Origin of the sequence: Kribbella sp. NPDC051587 (assembly GCF_044453945.1) — a bacterium.
In the GTDB taxonomy this organism is placed as follows: domain Bacteria; phylum Actinomycetota; class Actinomycetes; order Propionibacteriales; family Kribbellaceae; genus Kribbella.
On sequence record NZ_JBITDE010000007.1, the window covers coordinates 401,455 to 414,908 of the forward strand.

10 protein-coding genes are annotated in these 13,454 nt (G+C 69.2%); 6 read left to right on the forward strand and 4 right to left on the reverse strand.

Features of this window, described 5'->3' with window-relative positions; all coding sequences use genetic code 11:
- From ACIA49_RS26005 to ACIA49_RS26015, 3 genes are read left to right on the forward strand one after another with little or no spacing between them, the layout of a single operon-like run.
- Positions 1-423, forward strand: a complete 423-nt coding sequence (locus ACIA49_RS26005; protein WP_396379927.1) for a hypothetical protein — start codon at positions 1-3, stop codon at positions 421-423.
- Positions 424-456: 33 nt separating this feature from the next.
- On the forward strand, positions 457-2,250 hold the full coding sequence (locus ACIA49_RS26010; protein WP_396379928.1) for an ABC transporter ATP-binding protein: 1,794 nt from the start codon (positions 457-459) through the stop codon (positions 2,248-2,250).
- Positions 2,243-4,024 (forward strand): ABC transporter ATP-binding protein, encoded by a 1,782-nt coding sequence (locus tag ACIA49_RS26015; RefSeq protein ID WP_396379929.1) that lies wholly within the window; start codon positions 2,243-2,245, stop codon positions 4,022-4,024. Before ACIA49_RS26010 ends, ACIA49_RS26015 begins: the two co-directional genes overlap by 8 nt.
- Positions 4,025-4,053: 29 nt before the next feature.
- On the opposite strand, the gene ACIA49_RS26020 is transcribed toward ACIA49_RS26015, so the two are convergent.
- A complete protein-coding gene (locus tag ACIA49_RS26020) occupies positions 4,054-4,653 on the reverse strand; it encodes a dihydrofolate reductase family protein (RefSeq protein ID WP_396379930.1) in 600 nt (199 codons plus the stop codon).
- 121 nt (positions 4,654-4,774) lie between these two features.
- Here ACIA49_RS26020 and ACIA49_RS26025 point away from each other — a divergent pair, with 121 nt between their 5' ends.
- Together ACIA49_RS26025 and ACIA49_RS26030 are read left to right on the forward strand one after the other, a co-directional pair.
- A complete protein-coding gene (locus ACIA49_RS26025) occupies positions 4,775-7,567 on the forward strand; it encodes an ATP-binding protein (RefSeq protein ID WP_396379931.1) in 2,793 nt (930 codons plus the stop codon).
- Between the two features lie 163 nt (positions 7,568-7,730).
- Positions 7,731-9,770, forward strand: a complete 2,040-nt coding sequence (locus ACIA49_RS26030; protein WP_396379932.1) for a HelD family protein — start codon at positions 7,731-7,733, stop codon at positions 9,768-9,770.
- Here ACIA49_RS26030 and ACIA49_RS26035 read toward each other — a convergent pair.
- On the reverse strand, positions 9,747-10,625 hold the full coding sequence (locus tag ACIA49_RS26035) for a DUF2797 domain-containing protein (protein ID WP_396379933.1): 879 nt from the start codon (positions 10,623-10,625) through the stop codon (positions 9,747-9,749). The genes ACIA49_RS26030 and ACIA49_RS26035 overlap by 24 nt on opposite strands.
- Positions 10,626-10,666: 41 nt before the next feature.
- Entirely contained in the window at positions 10,667-10,825 is a 159-nt protein-coding gene (locus ACIA49_RS26040; protein ID WP_396379934.1) for a hypothetical protein, read from the reverse strand.
- A 176-nt stretch (positions 10,826-11,001) separates the two neighbouring features.
- On the opposite strand from ACIA49_RS26040, the gene ACIA49_RS26045 reads away from it, so the two are divergent.
- Positions 11,002-11,325, forward strand: a complete 324-nt coding sequence (locus ACIA49_RS26045; protein WP_396379935.1) for a plasmid stabilization protein — start codon at positions 11,002-11,004, stop codon at positions 11,323-11,325.
- Between the two features lie 173 nt (positions 11,326-11,498).
- Here ACIA49_RS26045 and ACIA49_RS26050 read toward each other — a convergent pair whose 3' ends face one another.
- Positions 11,499-13,442, reverse strand: coding sequence for a heparinase II/III family protein (locus ACIA49_RS26050; protein ID WP_396379936.1), 1,944 nt, complete (start codon positions 13,440-13,442; stop codon positions 11,499-11,501).
- Positions 13,443-13,454: the final 12 nt, after the last annotated feature.

Genomic DNA, 13,454 nt, shown 5'->3' on the forward strand with positions numbered 1-13,454 from the left:
GTGGACGACCAGACGAGTTGGCGGGAGCGGCGTCGCGAGGCGTCGATCGAGCAGGCGGCCGCACTCGAGCGGCGGAAGGCTGCCGACTCGGCCCAGGCGCAGGTCCTGCTGATCGACTTCGTGCGCTCGTTGCAGGAGCATGGCGTCGCACCGGAGGCGTTGCGGGCGCAGGTGATCGGGTCCAGCACGAGCTACCGCACCGGGATCAGCGGCTGGTACCTGCGGAAGAACCGCTCGGTGGGAGTCGACACCGAGGCCAACTTCTACATCCTCGGTACGACGGCCAGCCTGGCCGCCCGGGTCACCGGCGTGAAGCTGGTTCCGTCGGATCCACCACTCGTGGTGGGTCAAGGTGGCCGCGACGGAGAGTCGATCAAGCTCGCGGACCTGCTGGAGATGCGCCGGGCTGAGATAATTCCGTGATTTCTGTCGGCTAGACCGGTTACCGTCTGTCGAGTGCTGACTCTACTGAGATACGGGCTGCGGATCGCGCCGGGAAGCACGGGGCTGACCATCGGGCTGGCCGTGCTCGGCTCGGTGCTGGGGATGGCGGTCACGCTGCTGACCGGGCAGGTCGTCGGGGCGGTGCCCAAGGTGGTCGAAGGGTCGGCCGGGGCGATGTCGCTGTGGGCGTTCGGCTGGCTGCTCGCGGCGCTGCTGGTCGTGTTCGTGCTGGAGAGTCTGACGCCGGCGCTGCATCGGGTCACGGCGATGGTGCTCGAGGCCGCGGTCGTGCGCGAGATCGGGGTCGGGATCACCGAGCCGCTGCTGAAGCCGCAACGGATCGAACACCTCGAGGACGGCGAAGTCCTCGACGTCCAGGAACGGGCGAAGGGTAAGGGCGGCTTCCATCTGTCCCAGGGCATGTCGCAGCTGCCGTGGGTGCTCGCCGCGCGCATCACGATGATCGGGTCGGCGGTGATCGTCGGGCTGATGTTCTCTTGGCTGGTGGCCGCGCTGTTGGTCGGCGTCACGTTGCTGCTGGAGTGGCACCAGGGCCGGATGATCGAGGGCGAGATCGACATGTGGTGGGGCAACACCGAGGAGCAGCGCCGTGCCAGCTATTTGTTCGATCTCGGGATGCGGGACGCCCCGAAGGAACTGCGGGTCTTCGGACTGCACCAGTGGGTGGTCCAGCGTTACATCCAGGAGTGGACGGCCGGCTTCCGCGCGGTCTGGGCCAAGCGCGGCAGGAACGTCGCGTGGTCGATCGCGATGGGCCTGGTCCGGCTGGCCGCGGACGGGTTCGCGATCCTGCTCGTCGGCCGGGCCGCGCTGGCCGGTGATCTGCCGTTGACGCAGGTCGCGACCGCCGTACCGGCGATTCTGGCGATCGGCGTCTCCGGGAACGGGTACGGCATTGTCCAGTTGCGGCGCGGGTTGTCGGCGTACCGGGCGATGGTCGCGCTGCCGGAGACGATCGCGTCGCGCCATCCGGAGCCGGTGGCGACGGGGAAGCACCGGATCGAGACGATGCCGGTGCGGGAGATCCGGTTCGAGAAAGTGAGCTTTCACTACCCGGGGTCGGAGAACCTCGTCCTGCGGGATCTCGATCTGACGATTCACGCGCGCGAGGCCTTGGCGCTGGTCGGCATCAACGGCGCGGGCAAGTCGACGCTGGTGAAGCTGCTCTGCGGTGCGTACCGGCCGACGAGTGGGCGGATCCTGGTGGACGGGGTCGATCTCGCGGAGCTGGACCTGGCGGTGTGGCAGCGGCGGGTCGCGGCGATCGTGCAGGACTTCCTGCGCTTCCCGCTGTCGGTGACGGACAACGTGGAGTTCGGTGCGATCGAGCGGGCCGGCGACCAGGCCGCACTGGCCCGGGCGGCGCGGGAGTCGGGGATCGTGGAGGTGGTGCGCGGGCTGCCGAAGGGCTGGGAAACCGTTCTGGACAAGGCGTTCGACGGTGGTGTGGATCTGTCTGGTGGGGAGTGGCAGCGGGTCGCGCTCGCGCGGGCACTGTTCGCCGTCCATGCGGGCGCGGGGGTGCTCGTGCTGGACGAACCGGCCGCGGCGCTGGATGTCCGCGCGGAGGTCGAATTGGTCGAGCGGTATCTCGAGCTGACGTCCGGAGTGGCGTCGCTGATCATTTCGCACCGCTTCTCGGTGGTGCGGAACGCCGATCGGATCTGTGTGCTCTCGGACGGTCACATCATCGAGGACGGGACCCACGAGCAACTGCTCGCGGCGGAGAGGACCTACGCGAAGATGTTCCGGTTGCAGGCGGAGAGGTACGTGACCGATGCGTAGGCTGCGGATCGGCCGGCTGTGGCTGGTCACGTCGTTCCGGGCGGCGCCGGTGCTGATGGCGATGTCGACGGTGCTGGTCGCGGCGCGGGCGGTGACGGCTCCGACGCAGACGTACGGCATCAGTCTGCTCGTGCAGGGGCTGAGCCTGGATCGGTCGAACACCATCGCGACCGGTATCGCCATCATCATCGGCGGCTTGGCCGTGTCGTTCCTCGCGGACGTCGTGGGCTGGCCGCTGCAGGCGACGGCCCAGGAGCGGATGGCCGGTCGGGTGCATGCCGACCTGCTGGACGTGACGACGCGAATCCCCGGGCTGACCCACCACGAGCGGCCCGATGTGGCCGATCGGTTGGAGCTGGTCCGGGAGCGGGCCTGGCGGATGGGCGTCGGCGCCGAGGTGCTGTTGTGGGTGTTCGGGACCGTGACCAACACCGTCACCGTGCTCACGTTGCTGGGGTCGGTGCATCCACTGCTCTTGCTGCTGCCGCTGCTCGGGACCGCGCGGATCTGGTCGGCGTACAAGGGGAGCATGCGGGAGGAGAAGGCCTACGAGGACTCTTTGCCGCAGGAGCGGCTGGCCGATCGGCTGATCGAGGTCGCGAAGGATCCGCGGACGGCGCTCGAGCTGCGGGTGTTCGGGCTGGGGCGGCTGCTGATCGAGCGGATCTCAGGATTGCAGGCCGAGCGGTTCAAGCTGCGGGTCGCCGCGGCGCGGTGGAGCGGGAAGATCGACGGCTCGGTCCGGCTGGCGTTCGCGCTGGCCTATGCCGCGGCGATCGTCTGGGTGATCGTGCGAGCGCGGCACGGCCAGGCCTCGGCCGGTGACGTGGTGCTCGTGCTGCTGCTGGCGCCGCAGGTCGATCAGATGACCGGCGGTATCGCGCAGAACATCTACTGGGTCGGCGAGGTGGCCCGGAGCTTCAGCCGGTACGACTGGCTGCGGGAGTACGCGAAGGACAACTCCTGGCAGACGAGTACGATGCCGGCGCCGGTCAAGCTCAGCTCGGGGATCGAGCTGCGGGATGTCGGCTTCGAGTATCCCGGCGGCGACTCACCCGTGCTGAGTGGTGTCTCGTTGAAGATCCCGGCGGGCTCGGCGGTCGCGCTGGTGGGGGAGAACGGGGCCGGCAAGACCACGTTGGTGAAGCTGCTGGCGCGGATGTACGACCCGACGACCGGGCAGATCCTGGTCGACGGTTCGGAGCTGTCCACGATCGATCCGGCGCTGTGGCGGTCGCGGATGTCGGCCGGTTTCCAGGACTTCGTGAAGTTCGAGTTCCTGGCCCGCGAGGTGGTCGGGATCGGCGATCTCGACCGGTTGGACGACGAGGACGCGATCCGGGCGGCCGTCGTCCGGGGTGATGCGGAGTCGGTGATCGCCGGCCTGCCGAAGGGGCTGGACAACCAGCTGGGCAAGAAGTTCGAGGGCGGAGCGGAGCTGTCTGGTGGCCAATGGCAACGACTTGCGCTGGCGCGGGCCTTCATGCGCGAGCGGCCGTTGTTGCTGCTGCTCGACGAGCCGACGGCGGCGCTCGACCCGGAGGCCGAGCACCGATTGTTCGAGCAGTACGCCGAAGCCGCGCGGATTGCGGGGACGGAGACCGGCGGGATCACCGTGCTGGTGTCACACCGGTTCTCGACCGTGCGGATGGCCGACCTGATCGTGGTCCTGCACGAGGGCCGGATCGAGGAGGTCGGCACCCACGAGGAACTGCTCGCGTCGGGCCGTCGCTATGCGGAGCTGTTCGAGCTGCAGGCCCGCGCCTACCGGTAACCGTCCAACTGCTGGGACGGCGGCCGGGGCTACGCGCGTTTGCGGTCGTAGAGGAGGCAGAGGGTGCCGCTCTCGCCGGGAGTGCTGTCGACGAGGGTCCACGAGCCGGGGATGAGGGTGGAGTCGAAGAGCGAGGTGCCGCCGCCGACCAGCTCGGGGCAGAGGGTGATGGAGAGGCGGTCGAGTTCGTCGGCGGCCAGCAGGGCGCGGATGACGCTGGCGCTGGCCAGGACGATGATGTCGCCGCCGGGCTGGGTGCGGAGTTCCTTGACCGCAGTCGCCGGGTCACTGGTGGTGATCCAGCTGTTCTGCCAGCCGGCGTGGTCGAGCGTCGAGGAGAAGACGACCTTCTCGACCTCGTTCAGCCAGCGGGAGAACTGGCGGCTCTGCTCCGGAGCGTTCTCGTCGTCGGCGACCGACGGCCAGTAGCCGCCGAAGCCTTGGTAGTTCTTGCGGCCGAGCAGGGCCGTGGTGGCCGGGGAGGTGACCCGGACCATGTGATCGAGCGTGACCGGGGTACCGGCGTGCGGCACGATCCAGCTCATGTCGAAGTCGCCGCCAGGGCCATTGACCTTGCCGTCCAGGGACAGCGAGATGTTGCCGACGACAGTACGACGGGAGTTCGTCATTTCGGTGGTTCCTTTGTTTGCAGGGGCTGATGTCTCAACTCTCGGTGTCGACCCCGGTCCGGGTCGTCACCAGAACTGGTGACTTGGGTGCCGCGCTCCCTGGTGATGGCAAGCTGGCCCCATGCCGTCGCCAGTCATCAGCCCTGTTCTCGTCGGCCGGGCCACCGAGCTCGCTGCGTTCGAGGCGGCGTACGACCAGGTCCGGGCCGGTGAGTCGACCACGGTGCTCGTCACCGGTGAGGCCGGGATCGGCAAGTCGCGGCTGGTGAGGACGGCAATCGGGAAGCTGGCCGGGGACCCGCTCGTACTGACCGGTGGATGTCTTGAGCACGGATCCGGCGGCACGCCCTGGTTGCCGTTCGTCGCGGTCATGCGCGACTTGCTGCGCGCCTGGGGAGCCGACCGGCTGCGGGCCGAGCTGCCCTCGGACGGTACGGCGCTCGCCGACTGGTGGCCCGAGCTCGGGCTGACTCGTGCCGACGGCGGTCAGGTGCGGCTCTTCGAGGAGGTGCTCAGCCTCCTGGGCCGGGCGGCCGCCGAGCGGCCGGTGGTGCTGCGAGTCGAGGACCTGCAGTGGTCGGACGCGTCGAGCCGGGAGCTGTTCGCCTACCTGGCTCGGAATCTGATCGATCGCCCGGTATTACTGGTCGGCACGATCCGCTCCGGTGAGCTCACGCCCGGTCACCCGACGCGACAGCTGCTGGGTGAGCTGGGGCGCCGCGCGGACGTCGTACGGGTGGAGCTCTCGTCGCTTGGTCGTCGTGAGGTGGCGGCGCTCCTGGCTGCGGTCGACGGGCGACCGGCTGACCCTGTTGTGGTGAGTGAGATCCATCGGCGTAGTGATGGGAACCCGCTGTTCGTCGAGGCGTTGCGGGCGAGTGGGTCCGGGGCCGATGGTGGGTTGAACGATCTGCTGCTTGATCGCGTCGCGGACCTGTCTCCGGATGCGCGGCATCTGCTGGCGGCGATTTCGGTGGCCGGTGCTGAGGTACCGGACGTGATCCTGACCGACGTGCTGGAGCGGCCGAATGACGAGGCGCTGCACGAGCTGGTCGAGCGGCACCAGGTCGTCGTACGGGACACCGTGTACGCCGTACGGCATGACCTGATCAGGGAGGCCGTGTACGGCGCGCTGCTGCCGGGGGAGCGGCGGCGCTTGCACCGCCGGTACGCGACCGCGATCGACACGCGCAACACCGACGGCGACTACCAGGCGGCCGCGTTGGCCGAGCACTGGGAGGCCGCGGGCGAGCAGGGGCGGGCCTTGACCGCGGCGTGGCGCGCGGCCGCGGTGGCCGGCCGGCAGTTCGCGTACGACGATCAACTCAACCTGCTCGACAAGGTCTTGACGCTCTGGCCCAAGGTGGACAGCCCGGAGACGTTGACCGGCGTGAGCCACGTTGACGTCCTGGCGGCGGGAGTCGATGCGGCCTATGTCGCAGGCCGGGCGGATTGGGGCGTTCGGCACTCGATCGAAGCACTGGCCGAGATGGACGTAGCGAGTGAGCCGACCCGGGCGGCGCGGTTCCTCGGGCTCCAGGGCCTGCTGCAGAATCGGCTCGGTGAGTCCGGATCGGCCAATCTCCGGCGAGCGGTCGACCTGGTGCCTGCCGGGGTCGACGATCCGTTGCGGAGCCGGCTGCTGTCGTGGCTCGCGTTCGTGTTGTGTGTCGACGACCTCCCGCAGGAGGCCGAGCTGCTCGGGCAGCAGGCCTACGAGCTGGCCGAAAGCCTCGACGACGACGGACTGCGCGCCGCTGCGCTGCTCCCGATCGCGTACTCCCACGATGTCGAGGGCCGTACGGAGTCGGCGCTCAGCGTCTATGCCCGCTGTGAAGCGCTGGCGCTGCGCGTCGGCGACCATTCTCTCTGCCTGACCGCGATCCAGTGGGGCACGATCTCCCTCGTGCTGGACGCACGGACCGAGGAGTCGGTGCAGCAGAACGCGCGGGGGCAGCAGTTGGCTGCGCGCTGGGGCCTCCAGCGGTCGCGCGGCAGCATGCTGGCGCAGAACCGCGCGTACGGCCTGTTCCGGCTCGGCCGTTGGGACGAGGCGCTCGACGTACTCGATGACGCGCTGGCCGATGCGCCGCCGCCGCGGTACGTGGCCGCGCTGCACTACGTGGCGGCGAAGATCGCCGTACGGCGGGGTGCCTTCGACCACGCGAGGAGACTGCTCGACGAGGCCGATGAGCTCTGTGGTGAGGCACGGCCGTTCACGCCGATGATGCTGACCGTGCGGTTCATGCTGGCCACGATGGAAGGCGATGACGTGGGGGCGCAGCGGGCGGTCGAGGAGGCACTGCGCTACCCGGTCTGGAACGGGTACGACGCCACGTGGTTGCTGATCGCGGTCACGCAGTCGGCGAACCTGGCGGCGCTACCCGCGGCGCGTGACCTCGCGGCAGCGGAGATGGCGGGGCGCGCCTGGACGGAAGCGGCCCTGCGGTCGGCGGATGCCCTCGAGCAGGGCACAGTGCAGGCGTGGCAGGGGGCGGTAGACGGCTGGCGGGCGATCGGCCAGCCCTACGAACTCGCCAACGCACTGATGGGGCTCGCTGTCGAAGAGCTTGCCGGACGCAACGAACGAGGTGCGCGGGCGGCGGTGGAGGAGGCCCGGGCGATCGCGGCCGAGCTGCGGGCCGAGCCGATGCTGGCGCGGATCGCGGTCCTGGCGAACCGGGTCGGGCTTGGTACGGATCCGCGGCCGGGGCGGGCGTTCGGGCTGACCGCCCGGGAGCTCGAGGTGCTGCAGGTGATGGCGAAGGGGCGCTCGAACGCCGAGATCGCGCGCGAGCTGTTCGTCTCGGGGAACACGGTCGCCACCCACGTCGCCCGCGTGCTGCGGAAGCTGGGCGCTGCGTCGCGGACCGAAGCATCGGCGATCGCCCATGAGGAAGGGCTGCTCATTTAATTGAGTGGTGGCCTGAGTAGCTGCCTGGTAACGTCGCGCGTCTGCTTTGGGCGACATGCAGTGCCTGTGTGAAGGATCGAATCGAACCGGACCCGTCCGGGGCGGGACCCTTGGTGGTCGCCCGCGCTGTCCGTTCTCCTTCACGAAACGAGGCACCCCAGCGATGGCCGAACTTGATTCCGAGCGCGCCTTTCTGACCGAGGCCCAGGCCGCACTGGCCCGGATGTACGCCGACGTCCTGGTCCGCGACATCCCCGTGATCGGGGGTGAGGACAACGACGAGCGGTTCACCAACGAGGCCAACCAGCGCGCCCACGAGCAGCGGACGCTGGCGCTGGTCGACCTGCCCGACGTACCGCTCTTCTTCGGCCGGCTCGACTACGAGCACGGGACGATCGACGGGATCGACCGGATCTACATCGGCCGTCGGCACGTGCACGACGGCAGCGGCGAGCCGATCGTCATCGACTGGCGGGCGCCGGTCTCGGTCCCCTTCTACCGGGCCACGCACTCCGACCGGCAGCGGGTGCTGCTGCGCCGGCGGTACGGATTCTCCGACAGCGCCGAGCTGACCGGCTTCGAGGACGAGCCGATGATCGGGCCGGAGGCGCACGACCAGGGCGACGCGTTCCTGCGGGCCGAGATCGAGCGGCCGCGGACCGGGCCGATGCGCGACATCGTCGCCACCATCCAGCCAGAGCAGGACGACCTGGTCCGGGCACCGTTGCACCCGTCGGTCTGCGTGCAGGGCGCGCCCGGCACCGGGAAGACCGCCGTCGGTCTGCACCGCGTCGCCTACCTGCTCTACACCGAGCGCGAGCGGCTCCGGCGCGGCGGCGTCGTGATCGTCGGGCCGAACCGCTCGTTCCTGTCCTACATCCGCAAGGTCCTCCCCGCGCTGGGTGAGGTCGACGTCCGGCAGATCACCATCGAGGAGCTGATCACGCACCCGACCACGGCGACCGACAGCCCCGAGACCGCGCGGGTGAAGGGCGATGGGCGGATGTCCGCCGTACTGGTGCGGGCCTTGTGGTCGTTCATCGGTACGCCGACCGAGGGCGTGCTGTACAGCAAGGGGGCACAGCGGTTCCGGATCCACGACTACGAGGCGCAGGAGATCGTCGCCGCGCTGCGCGGATCAACCGGGTACGCCGCCGGCCGTAATGCGCTCGCGCAGCGGCTCGCCCACGCCGTACTGGTGTTGATGGAGCGGCGGGGGGATTCGCCGGATGACCGGGTACAGAACGCGGTGGCGCGGTCGAAGCCGGTGAAGGCGCTGGTGGATTCGGTGTGGCCGAAGCTGGTGCCTGAGCAGGTGCTGCACCGGCTGCTGTCCGACGCGGCGTTCTTGGCCGAGGTCGCGGGGGACGATCTGACGGCGGACGAGCAGACGGCGTTGCTGTGGGCGAAGCCGGCCCGCGGTTGGAAGGCGGCGAAGTGGTCGTCGGCCGATGCGGTGTTGCTGGATGAGCTTGATGACCTGATCGAACGGAAGGCCGGTTCGCTCGGGCATCTGGTGCTGGACGAGGCACAGGACCTGTCGGCGATGCAGCTGCGGGCGCTGGGTCGGCGTTGCCGGATCGGGTCGGCCACGGTGCTCGGCGACGTTGCTCAGGCGACCACGCCGTGGGCTGCGGGGTCGTGGGACAAGGTGCTCGGCCACCTGGACAAGGCGGACGGGCTAGTGGTTGAGCTGGACCGGGGGTTCCGGGTGCCGGAGCAGATCATCAAGTTCGCCGCTCGCCTGCTGCCGCAGATCGCTCCCACGCTCGGTGTCCCGACCGGGGTGCGGACGGTGGCTGACGCGCTGGCCGTCGTACGGACTGATGAGGACGAGCTGGCGGCAGCGGTGGTCGAGTCGTGCCGGATCGCGCTGACTGGTGAGGGATCGGTGGCGTTGATTGCCGCTGACGACCAGATCGAGGCGCTGCAGGCTGAGCTGGTCGGGGCGGGGCTGGAGGCCGGGCTGCTGGGCGACTCGGAGGACTCGATGGAGGCGACGCGGCTGGTCTGCGTACCGGCGACGCTGGCGAAGGGACTCGAGTTCGACACGGTTGTGGTGGCCGAGCCGGCGCGGATCGCGGCTGCGGAAGCCCGTGGGCTGCAGCGCCTGTACGTCGTACTGACGCGAGCGGTGAGCCGCCTGCACCTCGTCCACTCGGCGCCGCTGCCGGAGGCGCTAGAACAAGGCGTCCTGCGGTAGGACCGGCGCGGCGATCGGGTCGATGCCGGCCGTGAAGGGTGCGCCGGGCACTAGCGGGTTGAGCGGCCAGCCGGACAGGAGTTGCGTGTCGGCCAGGACGAGACCGTGCGGGGTGTCGAGGTAGAGGTCGCGGGCGATCTGACAGGTGATGCGGCCGGAGATCACGCCGTACGGCGTCAGCGGGGCGAGCGCATGAGCGGGCCGGATGCCGTCGGCGGGGAGCCCGTACGTCGGGGTGTGGTCGACGACCTCGAGTTCACGGAGGGCCTGGCCGTCGGGCCAGTCGAGCGTGCTGACGTTCTTGGCGAGGTCGCGGAGTTCGGTGGCCCGCTCGGCGGCGGTCGGCGGGCTCAGCCGGGCGGTGCGCTTGGTGGGGGAGGTGACGCGGTCGGTCACGCCGAAGGCGGAGGTGAAGAGCCGCTCCACGCGGCGGGCCGCGGCCAGGGTGCCGCTGGACAGGAAGGCGGAGCTGAGCGCGCCCTGCTCGAGGAGCCGGGCCGAGCCGCGGTCAGCGGCGGTGATACCGATCTTGACGCGGCTGCCGTGGTGCGCGAGGTAGACGGCGAACTCGCGGGGATCGTCGAGGCGGGTGTCGGCGGCGATCGAGTTCGAACGATCCATCGTCTGGCACTCGGGGCAGAGCGGTCCGTGTGCAGCGGCCGCGAGCGGCGTCCGGGTCGGGCAGCCGAGGCGCTTGCCGTTGCGCCAGATGCCGACGCACTGGCGGTCGTGACCGGCGCCGAAGGCGATCTCGTCACCCAGGCGAAGCGGAGTGCGTGGTGTGGTGGCGGACCACTCCAGCTGGGGGAGGCCGTCGTTCCAGACCAGTCCGGCAACGCGGGGAGGTTCGCTCATGGGCGCTGACTCTAGACGGCGCCTCGGACAGTCTCTGGCAGTTAGTGCGGGTCGTCGTGCTGCACGCCGCAGTACCCGCATTTGTGCGGCAACGCGTGACCGCTTCCCTGCCGGCAGACATGTGCCTGCCCGCCTACGGCCCACCCGAACCGGCAGACATCACCCACCTGTTCCACCGATCCACCACTGTCGTGGCTCATCTGTCACACCCCATCCGCTCGCTCGACCGCCTTCCGTGCAGGTGAGACGAACCCCGTACGACTTCATGACGCGATGGCGAGCAACGAAGTTGTCTGCCTGGGTGGTGCCTTTACACACTATTGGGGTACCGGACACACCATTGGGGTACCGGGCGGAGGCCGAAAGGAGTTGGACGATGCCTGCTGGATCGAACAAGAAGCGGGAACGGCAGTACGAACACATCAAGGCCGGCCTCAAGAAGAGCGGCCGCAGCGAGGATGTGGCGGAGGAGATCGCCGCGCGGACGGTGAACAAGGAACGCGCCCGTTCCGGCGAGGCGAAGGAGTCGAGTCGTAGCTCCACCCACGACATCTCGTCGAGCCGCCGTGGCGGCCTCCGGTCGCACCAGGGCCCGGGCGGCCGGACCAAGGCGCAGCTCTACAACGAGGCCAAGGACAAGGGCGTCAAGGGCCGGTCGAAGATGACCAAGGCAGAGTTGGAGCGCGCCGTCGAACGGTGACGGCGCGGTCCGGCTGACTACTGATCCCTGGTTGCCATTGGTTCTCTTCCTTGGGTTCGTCGGAACGGGCTCTCACAGATCGCGATTGCTCATGCCGTTAGTCGACCGGGTGAGACGCGGACGCTCAACGGATTCGACGGTGGCTGAAGACGCTCTTCGGAGTGGGCCGAAGGTCAGTTCATCCGGGTGAGGCGGCCGTCGGGGGTCACCTTGACGGTGACCTTGGTGGCGCCGATGGTGAGGTCGACGAAGAAGTTCGGGCCGGCGGATCGGGTGGTGTAGGAGACCTGCTCGCCGGTGGCCGCGGGGGCGATGACGGACAGGATGCGGGCGTTCTGCCCGGTCTGGGTGAACTTGACGACCGGCGCCGGCTTGGCGTCGAAGATGTCCGGGAGGTACCAGCCCTGGGCCGGGTTGGACTTGCCCTGGTCGACGGTGGTGGTCCCGTTCATGTCACCGAACGGGATCTGGAACAGGTGGGTCTCCACCTTGCCGCCGGTCGCCACCGCTGTGGTGGGCGACTGCACGGTGACGGTCTGACCGGGTGGCAGGTGCCACAGGGTCTCGTAGCGCTGCTCGCTCGTCGACACCCCGCGGTCCAGCGCGACAACGACGTCCGGGTCTTTCAGAACCAGCAGGTCGCGAGCCCGGTTGACGCCATCGGCGGGTTGGTCGGCCAGTTGGTAGTAGTCCGAGTTCGACGTACTGGCCGAGCCCATCAGCCGCGTCGGCACCTTCTTGCTCTGGGCGGTCGGGATGGTCATCACGTTGTGGGCGGCCTGGCTCGGGGCCCAGTCCTGGAGGTCGCCCTTCTTGTAGCCGTAGTACCCCGGGTCGATCAGGATGTCCTGGCCGTGCCAGTTGTAGTTGATCGACGTATGGTCGTCGTGGCCGTGGTACAGCGCCTTCGGTCCGAACCGGATGCTGTACGCCGATTCCGCGCCGAACGCCCGCTGCTCACCCCAACCGGTCCGGCCGAAGATGAAGCCGCCCTTGAAGATCCCGGTACGACGGACCGGGTGCGGACCCGACTTACCCTGCGTCGCGACGAACTCCCACGGGGTACCGGGCTCGCTGTGGACCTTCTCCTGCGTGGTGTTGCCGATCTGGAACAGCTCGCCGTTCGGCTTGGTGGCGAGCGCCATCCAGTCGGCCAGCAGCTTGCGCCGGGACTCGATCGCCGGGCCGGGATCGACCCCGCAGCGCCGGACGACCGCGGCCGCGCGGCCCCAGAGCCGGTAGTTGAAGCCGGCGTACCCGACGGACTGCTCGTTGGTGGTTCCCTCGGCGTCGATGGACTGGACGACGGCCGAGTTGAGCCGGTCGCGGGCCTTGGTCATCAGGTCCTGGCGGCCGAAGGTACAGCCGACGCCGAACAGCGCGATGCTCTCGTCGGTGCCGTGGTTCCGGACGCCGCTCCAGTGGTCGATCATGTACTGCGCGTGCGTGAGCAGCGCGTCGTCGAGCCACTTGTACTGCGCCGGCAGCGTGCGCGTGTGAAGACTGGTCAGGAGTGCCTGCCGGGCACAGATCAGCACGTTGGTCCGGTGCATGGTCGACTCGGACGCACTGGCGTCACGCCTCGACGGAGTCGAAGATGTTGCTAGCCAAGGGAAGGGATTGTCCTTCACCCAGTCCTGGATGATCGCGAGGGTGTGGTTCCTGGCCTTGGCATTGCCGGCGCGGGTCGCGTCGATTCCGTTGCCGAGCCAGCGCAGTGAGTGCAGCCACAGATGCCAGCTCGGGTCGTTGTAAGGGTCCGACTCCCACTTGATGTCGCCGGAACCGTTCCCCACCTTGTACGCCGCGTTGTTGCCCCAGGCAAAGGTGTCGCTGAGCATCATCGGCAGCGGCACGGACTTCTGCAGACCGCTGTAGCCCGGGCACGCGTAGCCGCTCGCGACCGGCTTCGCGGGCGTCTTCGCCCCTGGCGCGAGCACGGCCGTCGGCGCCTGCCGCAGCGGAGACGACGATGGCGCTCCGCTCGCGGCGAGGCGCTTGTCCTCGCCCAGCAGGACGACCGCCCCGGCGAACGCGATCCCGCAGACCAGCACACAGACCGCGACCAACGCGACCGTGTTGCGGACCTTGCGGTGCAGTTGCTTGTGTTGCGCCACCCCAGCCTCCTC

What these genes read in the sequence shown, in the direction of transcription:
- ACIA49_RS26020 (WP_396379930.1), bottom strand. Translation starts at nt 4,653, where the DNA reads ATGACGAACTCCCGTCGTACTGTCGTCGGCAACATCTCGCTGTCCCTG.
- ACIA49_RS26045 (WP_396379935.1), top strand. Translation starts at nt 11,002, where the DNA reads ATGCCTGCTGGATCGAACAAGAAGCGGGAACGGCAGTACGAACACATC.
- ACIA49_RS26035 (WP_396379933.1), bottom strand. Translation starts at nt 10,625, where the DNA reads ATGAGCGAACCTCCCCGCGTTGCCGGACTGGTCTGGAACGACGGCCTC.
- ACIA49_RS26030 (WP_396379932.1), top strand. Translation starts at nt 7,731, where the DNA reads ATGGCCGAACTTGATTCCGAGCGCGCCTTTCTGACCGAGGCCCAGGCC.
- ACIA49_RS26025 (WP_396379931.1), top strand. Translation starts at nt 4,775, where the DNA reads ATGCCGTCGCCAGTCATCAGCCCTGTTCTCGTCGGCCGGGCCACCGAG.
- ACIA49_RS26040 (WP_396379934.1), bottom strand. Translation starts at nt 10,825, where the DNA reads ATGAGCCACGACAGTGGTGGATCGGTGGAACAGGTGGGTGATGTCTGC.
- ACIA49_RS26015 (WP_396379929.1), top strand. Translation starts at nt 2,243, where the DNA reads ATGCGTAGGCTGCGGATCGGCCGGCTGTGGCTGGTCACGTCGTTCCGG.